Source organism: Streptomyces sp. NPDC017890 (assembly GCF_044328675.1).
Taxonomy (GTDB): Bacteria; Actinomycetota; Actinomycetes; order Streptomycetales; family Streptomycetaceae; genus Streptomyces.
In genome coordinates this window covers 1-14,677 of record NZ_JBIRHU010000048.1, presented here as the reverse complement: position 1 = coordinate 14,677, position 14,677 = coordinate 1, and the positions used below count along the sequence as shown (strand labels likewise).

The 14,677-nt window shown below is 70.9% G+C and carries 13 protein-coding genes; 5 read left to right on the top strand and 8 right to left on the bottom strand.

All coding sequences use genetic code 11. The features are described from left to right. Positions 1-161, bottom strand: a 161-nt coding sequence (locus ACH4F2_RS34500) for a methylmalonyl-CoA mutase family protein (protein ID WP_398136665.1), incomplete at its 3' end; no start/stop codon positions are given. A gap of 168 nt (positions 162-329) precedes the next feature. Beyond that, on the bottom strand, positions 330-1,013 hold the full coding sequence (locus tag ACH4F2_RS34495) for a 4'-phosphopantetheinyl transferase (RefSeq protein ID WP_398136664.1): 684 nt from the start codon (positions 1,011-1,013) through the stop codon (positions 330-332). 219 nt (positions 1,014-1,232) lie between these two features. Here ACH4F2_RS34495 and ACH4F2_RS34490 point away from each other — a divergent pair, with 219 nt between their 5' ends. Next, positions 1,233-1,493, top strand: a complete 261-nt coding sequence (locus ACH4F2_RS34490) for a DUF5988 family protein (protein ID WP_398136663.1) — start codon at positions 1,233-1,235, stop codon at positions 1,491-1,493. A 193-nt stretch (positions 1,494-1,686) separates the two neighbouring features. Here ACH4F2_RS34490 and ACH4F2_RS34485 read toward each other — a convergent pair whose 3' ends face one another. The 3 genes from ACH4F2_RS34485 to ACH4F2_RS34475 all read right to left on the bottom strand — a co-directional run bounded on the left by ACH4F2_RS34485 (position 1,687) and on the right by ACH4F2_RS34475 (position 6,026). Continuing rightward, positions 1,687-3,876, bottom strand: coding sequence for an MMPL family transporter (locus tag ACH4F2_RS34485; protein WP_398136662.1), 2,190 nt, complete (start codon positions 3,874-3,876; stop codon positions 1,687-1,689). A 307-nt stretch (positions 3,877-4,183) separates the two neighbouring features. Beyond that, complete coding sequence (locus ACH4F2_RS34480; RefSeq protein WP_398136661.1) at positions 4,184-4,846, bottom strand: response regulator; 663 nt, start codon at positions 4,844-4,846, stop codon at positions 4,184-4,186. Further along, positions 4,836-6,026, bottom strand: coding sequence for a sensor histidine kinase (locus ACH4F2_RS34475; RefSeq protein WP_398136660.1), 1,191 nt, complete (start codon positions 6,024-6,026; stop codon positions 4,836-4,838). The genes ACH4F2_RS34480 and ACH4F2_RS34475 overlap by 11 nt, the downstream gene beginning before the upstream one ends. A gap of 549 nt (positions 6,027-6,575) precedes the next feature. Here ACH4F2_RS34475 and ACH4F2_RS34470 point away from each other — a divergent pair. After that, complete coding sequence (locus ACH4F2_RS34470) at positions 6,576-6,794, top strand: hypothetical protein (RefSeq protein WP_398136659.1); 219 nt, start codon at positions 6,576-6,578, stop codon at positions 6,792-6,794. A gap of 40 nt (positions 6,795-6,834) precedes the next feature. Here the strand turns inward: ACH4F2_RS34470 and ACH4F2_RS34465 are convergent, their stop codons facing one another. Further along, the gene (locus ACH4F2_RS34465) at positions 6,835-7,593 is read right to left on the bottom strand and encodes a thioesterase II family protein (protein ID WP_398136658.1); all 759 of its coding nucleotides are present in this window, start codon (positions 7,591-7,593) and stop codon (positions 6,835-6,837) included. Positions 7,594-7,880: 287 nt separating this feature from the next. Here ACH4F2_RS34465 and ACH4F2_RS34460 point away from each other — a divergent pair, with 287 nt between their 5' ends. The 3 genes from ACH4F2_RS34460 (at position 7,881) to ACH4F2_RS34450 (ending at position 11,546) form a co-directional block, all read left to right on the top strand. Continuing rightward, on the top strand, positions 7,881-9,296 hold the full coding sequence (locus ACH4F2_RS34460; protein ID WP_398136657.1) for a class I adenylate-forming enzyme family protein: 1,416 nt from the start codon (positions 7,881-7,883) through the stop codon (positions 9,294-9,296). Beyond that, positions 9,293-10,207 (top strand): ACP S-malonyltransferase, encoded by a 915-nt coding sequence (locus ACH4F2_RS34455; protein ID WP_398136656.1) that lies wholly within the window; start codon positions 9,293-9,295, stop codon positions 10,205-10,207. Before ACH4F2_RS34460 ends, ACH4F2_RS34455 begins: the two co-directional genes overlap by 4 nt. A gap of 76 nt (positions 10,208-10,283) precedes the next feature. Then, on the top strand, positions 10,284-11,546 hold the full coding sequence (locus ACH4F2_RS34450; RefSeq protein WP_398136655.1) for a sensor histidine kinase: 1,263 nt from the start codon (positions 10,284-10,286) through the stop codon (positions 11,544-11,546). 78 nt (positions 11,547-11,624) lie between these two features. Here ACH4F2_RS34450 and ACH4F2_RS34445 read toward each other — a convergent pair whose 3' ends face one another. Together ACH4F2_RS34445 and ACH4F2_RS34440 are read right to left on the bottom strand one after the other, a co-directional pair. After that, positions 11,625-12,887 carry a cytochrome P450 gene (locus tag ACH4F2_RS34445; RefSeq protein ID WP_398136654.1) on the bottom strand — a complete coding sequence of 421 codons (1,263 nt, stop codon included), beginning with the start codon at positions 12,885-12,887 and terminating at the stop codon, positions 11,625-11,627. A gap of 143 nt (positions 12,888-13,030) precedes the next feature. Continuing rightward, on the bottom strand, positions 13,031-14,677 hold a 1,647-nt coding region (locus ACH4F2_RS34440; RefSeq protein WP_398136653.1), incomplete at its 5' end, for a KR domain-containing protein.

The following is a 14,677-nucleotide window of genomic DNA, read 5'->3' as shown; positions in this document are numbered from 1 at the left end:
CGGCCCGTGTACATCGACGGATACACACCCCGGGTGAAGGGATACTCCCCCGGCTCACCCAGCTTCTCCGCCGGATCCCAGCCCGCCTGGGCATCGGGCCCGTAGACCGGTTCGATGGGCAGTCCACTCTCGGTGGACCGGGCAGTGCCCGACTCGCGCACGGTGGCTCTCCTTTTCGCATTCCAGGGGGCATTCCCAGCGGCACGGCTTCTGTCACCGATGCGACTCACGGTGTTCGCGCGGAGCTGCGCAGCGCATTCCACGCGGGGCGGGGAAAGTGGCCCGGCGGGGTTCCCGGCGAGGAGGTGACGGGTTTCCCGGTGAGGACGTCACGCCGATTCTGCCGCGTTGTCGCTCGTGAGGGCTATCGCCGTGACCACCAGTCCCTCGCGGGCCAGCCACGCACCGCGGAAGCCGGTCAGGCGGGTACCGGCGACCACGGGTCCGGGCACGAGGAGCCGGGCGGAGAACCCACCCGACTCGGGATCCACCGTGATCCGGGCCTCGTCGAAGTCCAGCGGACGTTCGGTGAGCGGGTACCAGGCCTTGTAGACGCTCTCCTTGGCGCTGAACAGGAGCCGGTCCCAGGAGATGTCCGGACGACGGGCGGCGAGGCCGGCGAGCATCACCCGTTCCGCGGGGAGCGTCACCGCCTCCAGCACGTCCGCGTCGGGCAGCGGCCGGTCGGGCTCGGCGTCCACTCCCACCGTCACCACGTCCTCGGCGAACGCCACGGCGGCGGCCCGGTATCCCGCGCAGTGCGTCATGCTGCCGACCACCGACGCCGGCCACCTGGGCGCGCCCCGGGTTCCGGGCAGGATCGGTGCCGGCGCCAGCCCGAGTTGTCCGAGCGCCTCGCGGGCACAGGCCCTCACCGTGCGGAACTCCGCCTGCCGCGCCGGCACCGAACGGGCCACGTATGCCGCCTCCTCGGCGAACAGCGCGAGGGGGACGGCGGGGTCGCCGAACGCCTCGGCGACGGCCACGGTTTTGGGCAGCAGTTCCTCGATCATTCGGTGGCCGACCGGGGCGGATGACTTCTGCCGGCAAGTCTCTGCATTTCTCCGACGATAGGCAGCACTCCCGCGCGGGTGTACCCCTAACCAACCCCTTGAGTGCGCAGCCCGCCGTGTTCTCCGACGTTTTCCCTTTCACGCATTCGATAGGGGGAGTTGAGGGGTGTCCGGCGGAGCCTTTCCGCAGAAGAATCGCCGCGAGACGAGAGGAGGACCATGCGTAGAGTCGCCCAAGATTCCTCCGCCACGGCGGTTTACTCGGTGCAGCTGGAAGGCGGTCCCAGCGGGTTGTCCGGGTCGGTCAGGCTGGCCGAACTGGACGAGGTGATCTACTCCGAGGAGAAGATCAAGATCCGTTATGGCAATGGATACGAGCACTTCGAGTCCATCCGTGCTCCCCAGCAACGAACCGGCAGCGGTTCGGCGTCCGAGCCGATGACCTTTCGGTGGGTCGGCCGTACGAAGATCGCCGAGTAGCCCAGGTCCCCGGCCCTCGCGCACAGCATGACCCCACGGCACTGGGGCCCCGCCGACTCGGCTTCGGCGGGGCCCCAGTGCTGTTTCCGCGCGTCGGCCCGCGCCGTCGGCGACGCTCCCCGTACCTGCCTGAGGCCGGGGTCACGGTCTCCGTGACCCCGGCCTCGGACGTGTCCGCCGCGGGCCGGCCGGGTCAGTCCCGCCGGTCGCCGTAGCCGTGCGGCACGTAGGGGCTGCCGCCCTGGGCCGGCAGCGGCGGCTGGTCCGCCCGGTGGGACGCCCCCTGCGGTGGGACGCGCGGTGTGATGCGGCGCGGCCACCAGGCCGCACGGCCGAACAGGGTGGTGAGGGCAGGTGTGAAGAACATCGCCATGACGAACGACGCGATGCCGATGCCGAAGGCGACCGCGAAGCCGGTCTGCGCCAGCGTCACGTCATTGGCCAGCGTCATGGAGGCGAAGGTGCCGGCGAGGATCACACCGGCGGCGGCGATGGTCGGACCCGCGTGCTGGATGCTCTTGGCCGTGGCGTCCCGCGGGCCGAGTCCCTCCTTGGCCTCCTCGCGCAGGCGGGCCACCATCAGGATGTTGTAGTCGGTGCCGATGGCGACGACGAACAAGTACATGATGACCGGGAGGAAGAAGGTCAGTCCGGCCTCGCCCCGGATGTGCTGGAAGAGCAGCACGGTCGCGCCGAGCGTGGCGCCGAAGCCGAACGCGACCGACAGCATCAGGTAGATCGGTGCGACGAGGCTGCGCAGCAGCAGGGCGAGGATCAGCATGATCAGTGCGGCGGCGGTCGGGAAGACCACCGAGAAGTCGCGGTTGACCGCCTTGTTGATGTCGACGAACACGGAGGTGACTCCGCCGACCTTGGCCTCGGTACCGGGCGGTGCGGCCTCGTGGGCCGTGGTGCGCAGTGGTCCGCGGACGATGTCCATGGCCTTGCTGCCGACCGGGTCCGCCGTGAGGACCACGCTGAACTCGGCCGTCCTGCCGTCCTCGCTCAGCTGGGAGCGGGACACGGAGCCGACGCCCTCGACCTTCTTGAGGCGGTCGGTGTAGGCGTTCATCTCCTGCTGCCCGAGCCGCTCGCCGTCGGTGGAGCGCATCAGGACGGTGCTGGGGTTGGTGCTGCCCGCCGGGAGGTCCGTGCGCATCGCGTGCGTCGCCACGGAGGACTCGTTGGCCGTGTCCACCTTCTCCTCCGGCGCGAACACCGGCTTGTAGCCGAGCGCGCCGACCGCCAGGGCGGCCATGAGCAGACCGGAGGAGACGAGCACCAGGCCGGGCCGGCGGGCGACGGCCCGGCCGACGGCGGCGAAGCGGGCCGCGCGCGGCTCGTGGCGCCAGGCCTTGGACGGCCAGAACACCTTGGTGCCCATCAGGGAGACGATGGCCGGGATCAGGGTGAGGCAGGCGAGCAGGGTCACCGCGATGGCGATGGCCAGGGCCGGGCCCATGGAGATGAGGAAGCTCAGCGAGGAGAGCAGCAGCGCGAGGAAGCAGACGATGACGGCGCCGGCCGCGGAGGCGATCGCCTCGCCGACCCGGCCGATGGCCGAGGCCATCGCTGTCTTCGGGTCCTCGCCGACGCGCAGCCTTTCGCGGTAGCGGAACATCAGGAACAGGATGTAGTCGGTGCCGACGCCGAAGAGCACCACGATCAGCAAGGAGGAGACCGAGCTGTCTGCCTTGAGGTGGAAGGCTTTCGCGCTGATCGCGATGAGGCCGTTGGCCACTTCGGAGACCAGGGTGATGCCGGCGATGGTGAGGATCGTGATCGTCGGGCTGCGGAAGATGACGGTCAGCAGCAGGATGATCAGCCCGATGGTGCCGACGAAGATGAGCGAGTCGGCGCGCTTGGCCGCCTCCTCGGCGTCCAGCTGGGTGGCGGCGTCCCCGGTGACGCCGACTTCGAGCCCCGTGCCCTTCACCAGGGGGTCGAGGTCGTCCCGCATCTCCTCGACGGTGTGGTGCTGGCTCTTGTCGCCCGCCTTCACGTCGGCCATCGAGACCAGTACGGTCTGCACCTTCTTGTGCGGGGACGGCGGTGCGGTGATCACCTCTTCCACCTTGTCGTACTTCTTGGCCTTCAGGGTCTCGCCGATCCCGGCGACGCGCGCCGAGTCGGCCTCCTTGAGGGCCCCTCCGTCCTCGCGGGTGAACACCACGATCGCGGACGGGCTGAAGCTCTGCGGGAAGGCGTCTTCCTGGATCGTCTGCGCCTGGATGGACTCGTACTTCTCGGGCAGAAACTCCGCCTGGTCGGACGTGGTGGTGAGAGCCGGCGCCGTGGCGATCACGGCCGCCCCGGCGATGAGCCAGCTGATGATCACCAGCCATCGGTGGCCGACGACGAATCGGCCTAGTGCACTGAACATGCTGCCTCCGCTCCGGTCCATGCCGGAGTGCTTGATCTTCCAGGGGCTGGGTATGGTGCTGCGCACCTCGGCCGCGATGCTCCGGGGGACACTGGGTCCGCCTCGCGAGCTGTTTCTGCCGATCACAGCCAACCAGCCGGCCCGGAAGGGGCGGCAGAGCGCTTCGGGGGAAGTGGAAGCGACCAAGGTCGCTATCTCTCGGGCGCGGTACCGACTTTCGTACGCTCCGCACCCTCGTGTGGCCGGTCGACGGGGCGGCCGGTACGCGGGGAGGCGCCGCGCACCGGCCGGTGCCGTCCGGGTGGTGTCAGCGGCTGATCAGGCCCGCGTCGTAGGCGAGCAGTCCCGCCTGGGTCCTGTTGGCGCATTCGAGCTTGACGAGCATGCGTGAGACGTAGCCCTTGATGGTCGCCTCGCTCAGGTACAGCCTGGAGGCGATCTGGGCGTTGGACAACCCCTCCCCCATACAGGTCAGTACGTCCGTCTCGCGCTCGGTGAGCCTGCCGACGAGCTCCCGGGCCCGGTCCCGGGCCTCGTCCTCCCCGGAGGCGGCGGCCAGCATGCGCCGGGTGGCCACCGGCGAGAGCACCGTGTGACCGTCGGCGGCGACCCGTACCAGGCCGATCAGGTCCTCCGGGGGTGTCGACTTCACGAGGAATCCGCTCGCCCCGCTGCGCAGCGCCCGCAGGACGTACTCGTCGGCGTCGAAGGTGGTGAGCGCGACGACCGGGGGTGCCCCGTCCAGTTTCACGATGCGCTCGATGGCGGCGAGCCCGTCCACTCCGGGCATGCGCAGGTCCATCAGGACGAGGTCGGGCCGGTGGCGCACCACGGACTCCACCGCGGCCGCCCCGTCGTGGGCCGCGTCGACGACCTCGATGTCCTCGACCGAACCGAGAATGGTTTTCAGGTGGGCGCAGACCATCGGTTCGTCGTCGACGACCACCACCCGGATGACTTCACCGTCCATCGGACCCACCACATCCGGCAGCCGGTTCGGTGGGCAGTACGGAAACCACCTGGAAACCTCCGTCGTCACGCGGCCCGGACTCGAAAGTCCCGCCGATCAGTTCCACCCGCTGACGCAACCCGTTCAGGCCACTGCCCGACCCGGTACCCGCCAACTCCGCGTCCACCGGCCCGGTCGGCACGGTGTTGCGCACCCACAGCCGCATGCGGTCCGCCTCGTAGCGCGCCTCGATCACCACGGCGCTCCCCGGGGCGTGCTTGCGCACGTTCGTCAGTGCCTCCTGGACCAGCCGGTAGGCCGTGCGGGCCGTCACCGCGGACAGCACCGAACGGTCCCCGGCCTCCGTCAGCCGCACGTCCACGCCCACCGACCGGGACTCCTCCACCAGGCCCGTGAACCGCCATCCGGGTTCCGCCGGGGGTTCGGGGCTGTCGCCGCCCACGGCATCGGCCAGCCGCTCGACGTTCTGGGACGATCTCAGCACCCCGACCAGGTCCCGCAGTTCGTCCAGGGCCTGGCAGCCCGCCGCGCGCATCTCCTCCGCCGCGCCGCGTATCCGCTCGTCCTTGGCGGTCACCCGCAACGCCCCGGCCTGCAGCACCATGAGGCTCACCCGGTGCGTGACCACGTCGTGCATCTCGCCGGCCAGGCGTACTCGTTCCTCGGCCCGTGCCCGCTCCGCCAGCAGGAGCTGCTCGTGTTCGGCCCGTTCCGCCCGCTCGGTCAGGGCGTCGATCAGCCCACGCCGCGCCGTCGCGTACATGCCCAGCAGCGCCGGGACCCCGACCAGGACGAGCCCGCTCGCCGACACGGGGAAGGACAGCTGCCACGGCCGCGCGGCCACCACCACCAGCACGCCCGCCAGCACCCACGACATCCGCTGCCGGCCCGCGACGGCCAGGGCGTTGTACGCGGCGAAGGGCGCTGCCAGCGGCACCCACACCCCCGACCCGTCCTTCGACGTCATCAGCAGTCCGGGCACGAGCCACACCGAGAGCGACATCAGCACCGCCGCCGCCGTGGCCGCGCCGAGCACCGTCAACGGCCATGACCTGCGCACCAGTAGCCCGCACGCGATCAGGATCTGCAGGGCGAGCCCCAGCCAGGGGCCCAGGACGGGGTGGCCCTCGCCCCGATGGCAGTTCAACAGAGCCCCGCACACCAGGAGGACCACGAGCACGCCGACCAATAACAGATCGGACCGCTGCGGCGAACGTCTCAGGACAGGGCCGGTGGTCGCCGGTTGGTGCGCGGACGGTTCGGAGAGCACAGCAAACCTGTCCGACCGCGGTTTTCCGGCAGCGCTGACTGCCTGCACGCCAAGCACACCCCCGTAGATGCCAGCTTCACGCCGTTGTAGTCGACCGAGAGCTTAATAGGAATCCCGCGTCGACCGTAACCTTGCGCTTGACCTCGACTTTCACCACAATTCGGGAGGGAGCGGAAGGATCGCGGCCGACGCTCCTGGCAGGGGAGCGCACTCGGCGCCAGGTCCATGAGTACGGGACGCGTGGTGTCGCTCGAATACTTTCGTCGCTTGCGCCGTCGCACCGGACCGGCCGCGCGGTTGCGCGGAACGCGGCGGACCGGTCCGAACATGGCCGAATCCTGTACGGTGCGCGGCCGTCGGTGACGCGTCGCATCGCGCCGTACCGGGTGGAGCCCTATATTTGCAGCCGCCACGCCAGGGATCCCGTCCGGGGATTCCCCCTGTTACCGAAAGGCACCTGTGAAGTTCGACCTTCTCCAAGCCCTCGGTGTGCTCCTTCTGGTGCTCGGCGCCCAAGGAGCCATCCGCCTCCTGGTCGACCACGACCAACTGGGCCTGCTCGGTGGGCTCGACGCGGGGTTCGGCGGCACCCTCACCGTGTACGCGGTCGCCGTCGTCGCCGGCATCGCACTGGCAATCTGGGCACGCGGCCGTGCCAGGGCGCTGGGCCGCCGGTAGCCCGGAGCCGGGGACCCGGCGCGCCGCGGCGGAGAAGGTTTCAACCGGTCCGGCGCAGGGCGCCGTTGACAAGGCCGCTGATCTCGCTCACGTGGTCGTGGAGGAAGAAGTGCCCGCCGGAGAAGGCGTGCACCTCGCAGGTGGCCTTCGTGTGGGCACGCCAGCCGGCCGCCTCCTCCGCGGTGACGCGGGCGTCGTCCTCTCCCCGGAACACGGTGACGGGCGCGCGCAGCGTGGTGCCGGGTTCGGCACGGTAGGTGCGCACCGCCTCGTAGTCGCCACGGACGGCGGGCAGTGCGAGCCGCAGCAGCTCGTCGTCGGCGATCAGCGTCGGGTCGGTCCCGCCGAGTGCGCCCATCTCCGCGATGACCTCGTCGTCGCCGAGGTGGCGGAGATCCTCCACCTCGCGGTGCGACGAGGGCGCGCCGCATCCTGAGGCGAAGAGCCGTTCGAGGCGGAAGTCGCCGCGTCGCTCCAGGCGCGACGCCACCTCGAAGGCGAGGATGGCGCCCATGCTGTGACCGAGGAAGGCGAGGGGCGCGTCGAGCCAGGGGCCGAGTTCCGCGGTGACCGCGTCGGCGAGCAGGCCCAGGTCCTGGATCGGGGGTTCGAGGCGCCGGTTCTGGCGTCCCGGATACTGCACGGCCATGACGTGCAGGTCCTCGCCGAGAGCGCGGGCGAGCGGAAACCAGGCCGAGGCCGCGCCGCCCGCGTACGGGAAGCAGACGAGGCGTACCGCGTCGGCCCGCTCCCGGGACAGCGGGAGGAACCACGGACTCGTTGTCGTCGACTGTCGCATCAGTTGTTGTGTCCTCGCTCCGTGAGCGCTCGTACGGCCCGGCCGCGGCGCATCGTAAGCAGCGGTCCTCCCGGCCCGGCACCCCTGCGTGTCCCCTACCGGCCCCGGTGGCGTCACTGGTGCCGAGGACAAGGGACCGTAGGGGGGTGGTCAGGGTTTCCTCGCGGGGCCGCGGCTCTCAGACTCTCTGTCCAGGCCCCTTGACTTCCCTGACTTCCATCCCTAGGGCCCCTGGGGTCGCTCGGCGCGGCGCCCTTGTCCGGTGCGAGGAAGGAATCCTGCGACCGATGAGCGCGAAGATCTTTGCCCATGACTCGGTACGGACCCTCGACGACTTCGAGCACGATGCCCTGCGGCTCGTACAGGTGCTCCGTGACCACGGAGTCGGCCCCGGGGACCGCGTCACCCTGAAGGCCGGGAACTCGGCGCCCTGGGTGGCCACACTCCTGGCGTTGATGCACGTCGGCGCCTCGATCGTCCTGATCGACCAGCAGGAGCACGTGGAGGAGACCCGGCGGATCATCCTGCGCACCGGATCCAAGCTGGTCCTGTGCGACGAGGACGCCCCGCTGGACGGTGGCCAGGAGGCCCTGTACCTCTACGAACTGCTCGCGGCCGCCGTCGGCCGGGACCCGGCCGGCGCGGCGCTCGACGTCGAGGCCTGGTGCGACCTGCCGGACGCGCTGATCATGTGGACGTCCGGTTCGACGGGCTCCCCCAAGGGTGTCGTCAAGTCGGGCCGCAAATTCCTGAAGAACCTGGAGCGCAACGCCGACCAGGTCGGGCACCGCGCCGACGACGTGCTGCTGCCGCTGCTGCCGTTCGCCCACCAGTACGGTCTGTCGATGGTCCTGATCGCCTGGCTGCGGCGGTGTTCACTGGTGATCGCGCCGTACAAGCGGCTCGACCGCGCGCTGGTCATGGCCGGGCTGGCGGGGGCGACCGTGATCGACGCGACGCCCTCCAGTTACCGCAGCATGCTCAACCTCGTGTCGCACAAGCCGTCTCTGCGTCCCGTCCTCGAGAGGGCGCGGATGTTCTGCGTCGGGGCGGCTCCGCTGGACAAACCACTGGTGGAGGCGTACGGCGAGGAGTTCGGCAAGCCGCTGCTGGACAGCTACGGCAGTACGGAACTGGGCAACATCGCCTTCGCCACCCTCGACAACCCGGTGGCCTGCGGGCGGGCCATGGAGGGCATCGGCCTGCGCGTCGTGGACGAGGAGGGCCGTCCGGTCGCCGCGGGTGCCGTGGGCGAGCTGGAGGTGGACACACCGGACGCGCTGGAGGGGTGGCTGAACGAGGCCGGCACGCTCGAGGCCGTGCCGCCCGGCTGGCAGCGCACGGGTGACCTGGGCTATCTCGACGAGCAGGGCAACGTCTTCGTCCTGGGCCGCAAGTACGCGGTCCACCGCATGGGTTACACCCTCTACCCCGAGCTGATCCAGCGGTCCGTGGAGGCCAAGGGGTGCTCGGTACGGATCGTCGCCCTGCCCGACGCACGGCGCGGTGCCCAGCTGGTGTTCTTCGTCGAGGACGCGGAGGCCCGCCCGGCGGCGTACTGGCGCGAGCGGCTGCGGAGCATGCTGGCGGCGTACGAACGGCCCGACCGGGTCGAGGTCCTCGGCAGCTTCCCCCTGAACCGCAACGGCAAGCCCGACATGCGGGCCATGGAGGCACTGGCGAAGGAGGCCCGCGCAGCATGACCACCGCGATCGTCTTCCCCGGCATGGGGCCGTCGCGGTTCGGTGACGCGGCTCGCTTCATGCTCCTGGACCCCTATGCCCGCAGGCGTCTCGCGGTCGCCGACGAGGTGCTGGGCTACCGGGTGGCCGAGCGCTTCCGCGACGGCGGCGCCGACTACTCCGAATACGCGCAGGTGGCGTTCCTGGTCAACTGTCTGGCTCTCGCCGACCGCGCGGCGGACCGGGCCGGTGAGGAACCCGCGGTCTGCGTGGGTCCCAGTTTCGGGCAGAAGGCCGCGGTCGCGTACGCCGGCTCGCTGTCGTACGAGGACACACTGCGGATGACCGTGGCGATGGCGCGGTGCGAGGAGGAGTACTTCCGCACGCACCACCAGGACGTGGTGACGCATTCCTTCACCCGGCTCCCCGAGGAGCGGCTCAAGGTGGCGCTGGCGGAGCTGGACGCCGACGGCGAGTGGTACGAGTTCTCCGGCTATCTCGACGACGGCTTCCATCTGCTGTCGCTGCGCGGCAGCCGGCTCGACCGGTTCAGGAAGCGGATCAGCGACCTGGGCGGGTACTCGATGTACTCGATGCGGCCGCCCGTGCACGCCCCGGCCTTCGCCGGGCTGCGCCGGACGGTGGAGAGCGAGGTCCTCTCCGGTATCCCGGTGCGGGCGCCGCGGATGCCGCTCGTCGCCGACCAGGACGGTACGGTGCTGGACTCGGCCGAGGGTGTGCGCACGATGCTGCTCGACACCTTCGACCGGCCCGTCGACTGGCGTGCCGTCGTCGACGCCCTCACCGGACTGGGCGTGACCCGGCTGCTGTTCAGCGGTGCCGACAACCTCTTCCACCGGCTCGACCGCACCAAGCGCTCCTTCGAGATACGGAACCTCACACCGAAGTCCGCTGTGTCCGCCAGGCGTTGAGGCCTGAGGGCGCCTCGCTGCCGGGCACGTCCGCGGGGTGCCGGGCCGGCCCCCGGACATCGCTACCATGTGCCGGGTGGAACGGTCTGAGTGGATGCCCCGGCGCACGCGCACGTCGTACTCCTGGTGCGATCGCGCCGTCGATCTCGTCGTGTGCCTCCTGGTTCTGGCGGCGCTGGCCGCGATCCTGCGGTCGACCCAGTCCACCCAGGACTGGGTCTCGCCGATGCTCCAGGCGTTCGCCGCGTTCTCGCTGCTGTTCCGCCGCACGGCACCCATGTGGATCATGGGTTTGATGCTCGTCGCCGCGGCGCCGCTGGTCGTGGAGGGCGTGTTCCCCGGCACGATGCCGGAGGTGGACCAGGAGGGGGTGTGGGTGCCGCTCGCGGCGCCCTTCGCCTGCTACAGCGTCATGGCGTACGGCACCGACCTGGCCCGCGCCTGGGCGCTGACGGGCGTGCTCACGTTCGTCGCCACCCGGCCGTGGCTGCCGGAGGTCGACATCATCGCGCCCGGCCTGCTGCTCACCGCGGTGCCCGCGCTGGCCGGGATGTACGTCCGGTCCCAGCGCCGGCTCGCCGACGTGCTCAGGGACCGCGCCGAACGCGCGGAGCGGGAGCAGCATCTGCTCACCGAGCAGGCCAGGTACGAGGAGCGGGCGAAACTCGCGGTGGAGATGCACGACATCGTCACCCACCGGGTGAGCCTGATGGTGCTGCACGCGGGAGCCCTGGAGCTGACCACCCGGGAGGACTCGACCCGGGCCGCGGCCGGGGAACTGCGCTCGGCCGGCCACCAGGCGCTGGAGGAACTGCGCGAGTTCCTCGGTGTGCTGCGCACGCCACCCGCCGAGACGGACGGTGACGAGGAGGAGTCCGGCGACCGGCCGAAGGACGACGGGGAGCAGGCGTCCGGCGAGGCCTCGGGGCCCGATCTGGCGCGCCTGGTCCAGGAGTCGGCTGCGGCCGGCATGCGGATCGAGTTCTCCCTCACCGGCAGTCCCGACGTGGTCTCGCCGGTGATCGGCCGCACCGCCTACCGGGTCGTCCAGGAGGCCCTGTCCAACGCCATCAAGCACGCGCCGGGCGCCCCCGTCGACGTGTGCGCCCGCTACGACGCGGAGGAGTTGCACCTGACCGTGCGCAACGCGGCGCCGGAGCGGGGACCGGCCGTCGAACTGAGCCGCAGCGGCTCCGGGATGGGGCTGCTGGGACTGCGCCAGCGGGTCGAGCTCGTGGGCGGCGAACTGAGCACCGGACCGGAACAGGAGGGGGGGTTCACGGTCGAGGCCCGGTTGCCGGTCTTCGTACCCGCGTCGGCGAACTCTCTCCACCTCTGACGGGCGCGGGCCGCAACGCCTCCTGGCCCGGCCGGAGCCGGCCGGGCCAGGAGGCGGACGGTGGTGCCGCGCGGACGGTCAGTCGAAGGCCAGCGGGAAGGTGTCCAGGCCGCTGATGACGGGCGAGCTGCGCCGCCGCCGGGGCCCGTCGAAACGCAGCTTCGGCATCCGCTCCGCGAGGACCCTCAGCGCCACGTCGCCCTCCATCCGGGCCAGTGGCGCGCCGATGCAGTAGTGGATGCCGCCGGAGAAGGAGAGGTGGTCCGGTTCGCCCTCGCGCAGGATGTCGAAGCGGTCCGGGTCCCGGTACACCTCGGGGTCGTGGTTGGCCGCGCCGACCAGGACGACGAGCGCCTCGTCCACCTTGACCCGCCGGCCGGCCAGCTCGATCTCCTCGTGCGGGATGCGGGTGGCCTGCAGGGCGGGCGAGTCGTACCGCATGGTCTCCTCGACGGCCTTGGGAGCGAGGTCCGGGTCGTCGAGGAGCAGCTGCCACTGGTCCGGGTTGTCCAGCAGCGCCAGGACGCCGTTGCCGATGAGGTTGGTCGTGGTCTCGAAGCCGGTCACCGCGAGCGTCGCGCACAGGGCGAGCAGCTCGTGTTCGGTGACCTTGCCCTCGCCGTGCGCGGCGGCGAGCACACTGACCAGGTCGTCGGCGGGCGCGACGCGGCGTGCCTCGATCAGTTCGGCGAACAGTTTCAGGTACTCGCTGTGGGCCCGCTTGAACTCCCGGGCCATGCCGAGCGACGTGACGCCGTCGATGATCGAGCCGATGACCCGGCCGTGCCGGTAGAACCGGTCGTACTCGCTCTCCGGCACGCCCAGCATGTCGCCGATGACGGCGAGGGGGAGCGGTCCGGCGTAGTCGCGGATCAGGTCGAACCCGCCCTGCCGCTCGGCCTTGTCGAGCAGTTCGTGGCAGATCCGCTCCACGGAGACGCGGTACTCGGCGATCTTCCGCGGCGTGAAGGCGGGCTGGGCGAGGCGGCGGACGCGGGTGTGGTCCGGCGGGTCGAGGTTGAGGATGGACCCGTCCCAGCCGACCCGCTCCATGAGCTGCATGCCCGGGGCCTTGCCGTTGGTGTGGCAGATGTACAGGCTCCGGTCCCGCAGGATCTCCGTGCCCAGCGTGTGCCCGGTGACGACCAGGGCGTTGGCCTTGCTGCGGTACAGCGGGCCGCCCTTGCGGATGACGTCGTAGAGCGGGCGCGGGTCCTGGACGCCGAGCAGGAGGTCGATGTAGGGGTCGCCCTTCATGGCCACTTTCATCAGCGGACGCCCGACCTTCAGCTGAGCGCCGAAGAGCAGGTCTCCGAGTCGCGAACCCGTCACCGTGGACATGTCGGCTCCCCATCGATCGTCACGTGCACTGCCTCTCCATTGAATGCCGGTGGCCGCCGCGGCCAGTACCCCTAGCCGCCCCTAATGGGGGCGTCGTGCCGGGGTGGCGCCCGCCCCGGGCCGGCGCCACCCCGCCGTCCCGGTCAGCCGAGGCCGCGCAGCCAGTCGTCGATCGCCGCGGCGGTGGTGGCGGAGTGCTCCCGGGTGATGGTCCAGTGGTCACCGGGAACGTCGATCTTGTCGTGCGGCAGCTCCCAGTCCGTACGCCAGTCGTAGTCCTCCGTCCACTCCCCGACGGGGTCGGAGGCCCGCACCAGGAGTGTTCTGCCGCTGATCTCGCCCGGCGGCATCCAGTTCATCTTGCAGTAGCGGCCCATGGCCGTGAGCCACTCGTCGCCCCAGATGTCGTCGCCGGTGTCACCGAACGCGCTGGTCTGGTCCTCCACGACGCTGTGCAGGATCTTCGGCCCGAAGTGCCGGTAGATCGCCTCGTTGCGTGTGTAGGTGTCCAGGAGGACGACGGCGGCCGGCGGGAGGCCGATGCTCTCCAGGTAGTGGGCGACGTAGAAGGCCACGGCGCCGCCGGAGGACACGCCGCCGAGAGCGAAGGGCTTGCCGTCCGCGTAGCGGGCGATGCTCTCGGCGTGCAGCTTCGTCGCGGCCATCAGGTCGGCGGGCATGGGGTCGCCGGCGAGGAAGCCCGGCTGGAACAGCGCGGACACGTCGCGCTTGCCGCGGAACCCGGTGGCGAGCGCCGAGTAGTCGTACGGCCCGGCCTTGCCGATGAACGCGGACAGGAGGATCAGGCTCGGCGCGTCGTCGCCCCGGCACAGCCGGACCGGGCTCGGCACCCGCTCCAGCTCGCCGGGGTCGCTGAAGGTCCGGCGGAAGTTGGCCGCCGAGTCGAGGATGTTGATGAAGTCGTCGATCCTGCCTTCCGCCACGGCCTGTTCGAAGAGCATGTTCAAGGTGCCCTCCGAACGCCTCCGCGCCACGGGCGCGGCGGACGCCGTCCCCTGGGCACCTGCCGGGGCGTCTCCGGTCAGTTCCGTGGCGAGGTACTCGGCGAGCACCTGCGGCGTGGGGTGGTCGAAGACGAGGGTGGCGGGGAGCCTGTGGCCGGTGGCGGCGGTGAGCCGGTTGCGCAGCTCGACAGAGGTGAGCGAGTCGAACCCGGACTCCATGAACGGCCGTTCCGGGCTGACTTCCTGCGGGCTGCCGTGGCCGAGGACCACGGCCACGTGGTGGCGTACCAGGCCGAGCAGGTGCTCCACGCCCTGGGCGGCGGAGAGGGCGGCGAGCTGTCGTCGCAGCCCGGCGGCGTCGGTGCCGCCCGCCGTGCCGTCCGCGGCGCGCCGGTTGCGTGGCCGTACCAGTCCGCGCAGCAGCGCGGGCACGGCTCCGGAGCGCGGGGCGGTGGTGTCGAGGTCGAGGGGGACGAGCACGGCCTCGTCGACGGCGGTGGCGGCGTCGAACAGCGACAGCCCCTGCTCGGCGGTGAGGGCCCGGCCGAGCCGGCCCGCACGTCGGACACTGGCGTCGTCCAGGTGTTCGGTCATCGTGGAGCGCTGATCCCACATGCCCCAGGCCAGGGACTGTCCCGGCAGGCCCTGCGCCCGGCGGTGCTGGGCGAGAGCGTCGAGGAAGGCGTTGGCCGCCGCGTAGTTGCCCTGCCCCGGACCACCGAACGTACCCGCGGCGGAGGAGAACAGTACGAACATGGACAGATCCATGTCCCGCGTCAGCTCGTGCAGATGCAGCGCCGCGTCCACCTTCGGCCGGAACACCCC

Excerpts from the sequence above, each read along its gene's own strand:
- ACH4F2_RS34495 (WP_398136664.1), bottom strand. The coding sequence starts at position 1,013 with ATGATCGAGGAACTGCTGCCCAAAACCGTGGCCGTCGCCGAGGCGTTC.
- ACH4F2_RS34490 (WP_398136663.1), top strand. The coding sequence starts at position 1,233 with ATGCGTAGAGTCGCCCAAGATTCCTCCGCCACGGCGGTTTACTCGGTG.
- ACH4F2_RS34485 (WP_398136662.1), bottom strand. The coding sequence starts at position 3,876 with ATGTTCAGTGCACTAGGCCGATTCGTCGTCGGCCACCGATGGCTGGTG.
- ACH4F2_RS34480 (WP_398136661.1), bottom strand. The coding sequence starts at position 4,846 with ATGGACGGTGAAGTCATCCGGGTGGTGGTCGTCGACGACGAACCGATG.
- ACH4F2_RS34465 (WP_398136658.1), bottom strand. The coding sequence starts at position 7,593 with ATGCGACAGTCGACGACAACGAGTCCGTGGTTCCTCCCGCTGTCCCGG.
- ACH4F2_RS34460 (WP_398136657.1), top strand. The coding sequence starts at position 7,881 with ATGAGCGCGAAGATCTTTGCCCATGACTCGGTACGGACCCTCGACGAC.
- ACH4F2_RS34455 (WP_398136656.1), top strand. The coding sequence starts at position 9,293 with ATGACCACCGCGATCGTCTTCCCCGGCATGGGGCCGTCGCGGTTCGGT.
- ACH4F2_RS34445 (WP_398136654.1), bottom strand. The coding sequence starts at position 12,887 with ATGTCCACGGTGACGGGTTCGCGACTCGGAGACCTGCTCTTCGGCGCT.